Source organism: Actinosynnema sp., from assembly GCF_052038725.1.
In genome coordinates this window covers 1-5025 of the sequence record NZ_JBQGCX010000525.1, presented here as the reverse complement: position 1 = coordinate 5025, position 5025 = coordinate 1, and the positions used below count along the sequence as shown (strand labels likewise).

The following is a 5025-nucleotide window of genomic DNA, read 5'->3' as shown; positions in this document are numbered from 1 at the left end:
CTACCGGCCGGGGCGCCCGATCGCGCCCCGCCACCCCGGGGTGCCCCCCACCGCGCCCGCCGCTCGGCGGCCCACCCCGCCCGTGTGACGACCCCGCTGGGTCGACACACGATTACCGGCTCGTGCCGCACCCCGGCCCCTGGGCGACAACCCTCCGCGACCGGCGGCCCGTCGAGGCGCCCGCCCGGCCCGCCGTCGTCCTCGCCGAGTCGTCGGTCCTGACCGACGCCCCCGACCGCCCTGCGAGAGGATCACCCGATGGACTACCCACCGGAACCCTGGGACCTGCACGGGCACGGCTGCGCCTCGCTCTGGGCGGTCAGGTCCACCCCGCCGCTGCCCGACGGCGTGCGCCCGGTGCGCGTGCTCGGCCGGTCGCTGGTCGTCACCGGGTTCGTCGCCTACCTGCCCGGCAGCCTGCTGCCCTACAACGAGCTGCTCGCCGCCGTCCTGGTCCGCAGGGGCTGGCGGCTCGGCCTGACCATCACGCACATCTGGGTGGACAGCGAGCCGTCCAAGGCGGGCGCCCGCGCCATGTGGGGCATCCCTAAGGAGCTGGCCGACCTGGACGTCACCCGCCTCTCCGGCGACGCCGAGGGCATCGCCGCGGCCCGCCTGGTGCCCAAGGGCGCCACGCTCCCGGTCAAGGCCGCCCTGCCGCTGTGGCAGAGCCTGGGCGGGCGCACCACCCGCACCCCGTTCCGGGCGGGCGGCCGGGCCGCGCCCACCCGGCTGGAGTGGCGGTTCGCCGCCAAGGGCCCCCTCGGCTGGCTCCTGCCGCACCGCCCGCTGCTCGGCGCGGTGATCCCGGAGTTCCGGATGCGCTTCGGCAGCGACCGCGCGGGCGGCCGGGGCTGAGCCGCCGGACCGGCGCCCGCCCCGCCGAACCGGGCGCGGGGCGCGCGCCGGTCCGGCCACGAGTCGGGCGCGCGTTGGGCCGAACGGGCGCGGGAGTGGGCACGCCCTGTGCCCGGCACGTCACGATCCAGCGCACCACTGCGGTCTCCACCCCGCCACACCGCCCGCCGTCACCACCCCACCCCGTTCGCCCACTACTCTCTGCTTCCAGGAGTCGCAGGAGGAGGCAGCAGAGTGGTTGCGGACGCTGGGCAGGGGAACGGACACCGCCTGACCGGGTTGTTGCGGGACAACGCGGGCACGATCACCGCCAGGTGGGTCGACTCGGTGCTCGGGCAGATCCGGGGCCGGGTGACCAAGGCCGAGCTGGAGCGGGACTTCGGGGAGCTGTTCACCGCCCTGCTGCACGTCGCCGACAACCAGGGCCACGACCTGGGCGGCGAGCGCAACGCCGAGGTCAAGGCGCTGCTGGAGGACATGTCGCGCACCCGCGCCCGGCAGGGGTACACCCCGTCGGAGACCGCGTCGAGCATCTTCGCCCTCAAGCGCGTGGTGTTCGAGCTGGCCGACGAGCTGCCCGAGACCGACACGGACCTGTTCCGCGAGCTGATGGGCTTCTCCCAGCTGCTGGACGCGCTGGGCCTGGTCACCTTCGAGACCTACGCCCGCGCCCGCGAGGAGATCATCCAGGAGCAGTCCGAGCAGCTCCTGGAGCTCACCACCCCCGTGGTGAAGATCTGGGAGGGCATCCTGGCCGTGCCGCTGGTCGGCACCCTCGACTCCGCGCGCACCCAGGTCGTGATGGAGAAGCTCCTCGAGGCGCTGGTCGAGACCGGCTCCGAGCACGCCATCATCGACATCACCGGCGTGCTGGCCGTGGACACCCAGGTCGCCCAGCACCTGCTCAAGACCGTCGTCGCCGCCCGCCTGATGGGCGCGGAGTGCACCATCTCCGGCATCCGCCCGCAGATCGCCCAGACGATCGTGGCGCTGGGCATCGAGTTCGGCGACATCACCACCAAGGCCTCCCTGTCCGACGCGCTGCGACACGCGCTGCGCCGCGAGGGCGTCGAGGTCACCCACGATCGGAGCGCCCGGTGATGGTCGAGCGCGTTCCGATCCTCAAGATCGGCGACGTCCTGCTGGTGTCGATCCAGATCGACCTGCAGGACCAGAGCGTCCTCGCCCTCCAGGAGGACCTCGCGGAGAAGATCAGCGCGACCGGCGCGCACGGCGTGGTCATCGACATCTCCGCCGTGGAGATCGTCGACTCGTTCATCGGCCGCATGTTCGCCACCATCGCCTCGATCTCCAAGCTGTTCGACGCCGACACCGTCGTCGTCGGGATGCGCCCCGCGGTCGCCATCACCCTGGTGGAGCTCGGGCTCACCCTCGGCGGCGTGCGCACGGCCCTGGACCTGGAGCGCGGCATGAAGATCCTCAGAGTGCTCGGCGAACAGCGCCGAGGCGTGCGGTGACCACACCCGTGGGGTCCCCCGACCTCCAGCCCATCTCGGGTGACGACGACGTGGTGCGGGTGCGCCAGCTCGTGCGCAACTACGCCCAGAAGGTCAAGCTCTCCCTGGTCGACCAGACCAAGCTGGTCACCGCCGCGAGCGAGCTCGCCCGCAACACCCTGGTCTACGGCGGCGGCGGGCGCGCCAGCGTGGAGGTCGTCACCGACGGCCGCCGCCAGGGCGTGCGCGCCGCCTTCACCGACGAGGGCCCCGGCATCCCCGACCTCACGCTCGCCCTGGCCGACGGCTGGAGCAGCGGCAAGGGCATGGGCCTCGGCCTGTCCGGCGCGCGCAGGCTCGTCGACCAGTTCGACCTCGACACCGAGGTCGGCCGGGGCACCAGCGTGACCGTGGTCAAGTGGAAGCGGTGACGTGGCGCAGGTGAACCAGTTCCTCCCGGTCACGGAGGACGTGGCCTGGGTGCGCGTCGAGGAGACCGCCCAGGTCGGCAGGGCCCGCAGGGCCGCCACCGCGCTGGCCGAGCAGCTCGGCTTCCCCGGCGCCAGGGTCGCCGAGATCGGCCTCGCCGTCACCGAGATCGGCACCAACCTGCTCAAGCACGCCCGCGAGGGCCAGGTCCTGGTGCGCTCGCTGCGCGCCGTCGACCAGGCCGCCGTGGAGGTGCTCGCGCTCGACTCCGGCCCCGGCATCCCCGACGTCGACCTCGCGCTGCTCGACGGCCAGTCCAGCACCGGCACCCTGGGCCTGGGCATGGGCGCGGTGGCGCGCGCCGCCGACACCTGCGCGGTGTCCTCCAGCCCGCGCGGCACCGCGCTGGTCGCCCGCTTCCACCCGCGGCGCGGCCCCCTGTCCGACATCCCCGAGGACACCGCGTCCGGCCTCACCAGGGCCATCGGGGGCGAGGAGGAGTGCGGCGACGCGTGGGCCGTGCGCCGCGACGGCGACCGGCTCGTCCTGATGATGTGCGACGGCTCCGGGCACGGCCCGCTGGCGGCGTCCGCCTCCCGCGAGGCCGTGCGGGTCTTCCGCAACCACCCGAGCACCTCCCCGCAGGACCTCGTCACCCACCTGCACGCCTCCCTGCGCGGCACCAGGGGCGGCGCCGTCGCGGTCGCCGAGCTCGACCTGGCCGCCCGCACGGCCCGGTTCTGCGGCCTCGGGAACATCGCCGCGTCCGTGCTGACCGCCGACCGCAAGCAGGGAATGGTTTCGGCACCCGGCGTCGCGGGGTACCAGGCGCGCGTCATCCGAACGTTCGACTACCCGCTGCCGGAGGGGGCCGTGGTCGTGCTGCACTCCGACGGTCTCACCGAGCGGTGGGGACCCGAGCCGGACCTGCTGGCGGGGCCGCCGCTGCTCGCCGCCGCCTCGCTGCTGCGCGACGCGGGCGTGCGCCGCGACGACGCGGGCGTCCTCGTGGCCAGGACGTGAGCCCGCACCGGGCTCCCGACGGCGTCGAGGGGCTGCTGCGCCTGTCCGTGTCGGCCGATCCGGACGTGTTCCTGCTGCGCCAGCGCGGCCGGGAGGTCGCCGCGGGCATCGGCATGGACGGCCAGGACCAGATCCGGGTCGCCTCCGCGCTCAGCGACCTGGGCCGCGAGCTGGTCCGCCGCTCCGAACCGGCCACCGTGCTGTTCGGGCTGCGCGCCGAGCCCGCGCCCGCGCTGGTCATCGAGTTCGGCTGGACCGGCGGCCAGGCCACCGGTCCCGGCTGGGACACGGTGCGGCGGTTCATGGACTCGGTCGAGGCCGACGCGGGCGGAACGCGGGTGACGCTGGTCAAGGACCTGTCCCACGGCAGGCGCCCACCCACGGCCCAGGAGGTGGATCGGCTGCGCCGCGAACTGTCCGCCGCCGCAGGCGGAGACGCGCTCGACGAGCTGCGGACCCAGAACCAGGAGCTCCTGGCGGCCATGGAGGACGCCGAGGCCAAGGGGCGCGAGCTGGAGCGGCTCAACTCCGAGCTGGAGGACACCAACCGGGGCGTCATGGCCCTGTACAAGGAGCTGTCCGACGAGCTGGAGCAGACCAACCAGGGCGTGGTGGCCCTGTACGCGGAGCAGGAGGAGAAGACCACCCAGCTGCGCGAGGCCGCCGAGGCCCGCACCCGCTTCTGGTCCACCATCAGCCACGAGCTGCGCTCCCCGGTGAACTCGGTGGTCGGGCTGACCCGGCTGCTGGCCGCGCCCGGCTCCGACCCGCTCACCGAGGAGCAGCGCCGCCAGGTCACCCTGGTCAACCAGGCGGGGGAGACCCTGCTGGCGCTGGTCAACGAGCTGCTGGACACCGCCAAGGCCGAGTCGGGCAGCCTGCGGCCCCGGCCCGCCCCGGTGGACCTGCCGCTGGTGGTCGCGCAGCTGCGCGGCGCCCTGCAGACCACCGCGCGCACCCCGGACGTGGCGCTGGTCGTCGACGCGTCCGCCGACCTTCCGGTGCTGGTCACCGACGAGACGATGCTGGTGCGCATCCTGCGGAACCTGCTGTCCAACGGGCTGAAGTTCACCGAGCGCGGCGAGGTGCGGCTGACCGTCCGGCCGGACAGCACGGGCCCCGAGGCGGGGCTGCGGTTCACCGTGGCCGACACCGGCATCGGCATCCCCGCCGAGGAGCAGCCCAGGGTGTTCGAGGAGTTCTACCAGGTCGCGAACAAGCTCCAGGCGGGCGTGAGCGGCACGGGCCTCGGCCTGCC

General features: G+C 74.1%; 6 protein-coding genes. All 6 read left to right on the top strand.

From position 1 onward, the window contains the following. Window positions 1–258 precede the first annotated feature (258 nt). Window positions 259–858, top strand: a complete 600-nt coding sequence (locus tag ACTUAL_RS10590) for an acetoacetate decarboxylase family protein (RefSeq protein ID WP_096494826.1) — start codon at window positions 259–261, stop codon at window positions 856–858. A gap of 234 nt (window positions 859–1092) precedes the next feature. After that, the gene (locus ACTUAL_RS10585; protein WP_440900132.1) at window positions 1093–1959 is read left to right on the top strand and encodes an STAS domain-containing protein; all 867 of its coding nucleotides are present in this window, start codon (window positions 1093–1095) and stop codon (window positions 1957–1959) included. Then, the gene (locus tag ACTUAL_RS10580; protein ID WP_096494822.1) at window positions 1959–2336 is read left to right on the top strand and encodes an STAS domain-containing protein; all 378 of its coding nucleotides are present in this window, start codon (window positions 1959–1961) and stop codon (window positions 2334–2336) included. Before ACTUAL_RS10585 ends, ACTUAL_RS10580 begins: the two co-directional genes overlap by 1 nt. Next, window positions 2333–2746 carry an anti-sigma regulatory factor gene (locus tag ACTUAL_RS10575; protein ID WP_015802512.1) on the top strand — a complete coding sequence of 138 codons (414 nt, stop codon included), beginning with the start codon at window positions 2333–2335 and terminating at the stop codon, window positions 2744–2746. The genes ACTUAL_RS10580 and ACTUAL_RS10575 overlap by 4 nt, the downstream gene beginning before the upstream one ends. A gap of 10 nt (window positions 2747–2756) precedes the next feature. Further along, window positions 2757–3767: an ATP-binding protein gene (locus tag ACTUAL_RS10570; RefSeq protein WP_440900131.1), complete on the top strand. Its 1011-nt coding sequence runs from the start codon at window positions 2757–2759 to the stop codon at window positions 3765–3767. After that, window positions 3764–5025, top strand: a 1262-nt coding sequence (locus ACTUAL_RS10565; protein ID WP_440900130.1) for an ATP-binding protein, incomplete at its 3' end; no start/stop codon positions are given. The genes ACTUAL_RS10570 and ACTUAL_RS10565, both read left to right, overlap by 4 nt.